Source organism: Pseudoalteromonas sp. SR45-1, assembly GCF_014163655.1.
In the GTDB taxonomy this organism is placed as follows: domain Bacteria; phylum Pseudomonadota; class Gammaproteobacteria; order Enterobacterales; family Alteromonadaceae; genus Pseudoalteromonas; species Pseudoalteromonas distincta.
Genome location: NZ_JACJDR010000043.1, coordinates 1 through 554, shown reverse-complemented (window position 1 = coordinate 554; position 554 = coordinate 1). Strand labels below are relative to the sequence as shown.

Sequence of the window (554 nt, the reverse complement as noted above, 5' to 3'; positions counted from 1 at the left end):
GGTCCACTCACTATTGAAGCAAGCGTTAGTGATAACGCCGGTAATACCACTACATTAAGTGAAACCGCAACACTCAACACCACGGCCCCAAGCATTAGTATTAATGCACTGGTTGACACCAACGACACCACTCCAACCATTAATGGTACAAGCGATGCGGCAGATAACACCACCATTAGCTTAACGTTTGAAGACAGTGCAGGGAATATTACGACTGTTGATACAACCGTAACGGGTGGAGTATGGAGTGTCGATGCACCAACTGATTTAGCCGAAGGCGAATATACTGTCACCGCACAGGTAAATGATGGCCTAGGTAATATCGGCAGCGCCACAGAGACAGGTCAGATAGACCTAACAGGTCCGAGCCTTGTTATTACCGACAACGGTGTAAGCAACGACACCACGCCAACGATTGCAGGTACCAGCGATGCACCGCAAGGCAGTGAAGTAACCATTGTTGTCACCGACAGCAGCGGCGCAGCGCAAACAATGAGCGCCACCGTACTAGCCAATGGCACGTGGTCAATCCCTGTACCGGTAGCACTTGCAGA

At 50.4% G+C, this 554-nt stretch carries 1 protein-coding gene; it reads left to right on the top strand.

From position 1 onward, the window contains the following. Nucleotides 1-554: Ig-like domain-containing protein (locus H5089_RS20510; RefSeq protein WP_182712957.1), on the top strand; the 554-nt coding region annotated here is incomplete at both ends.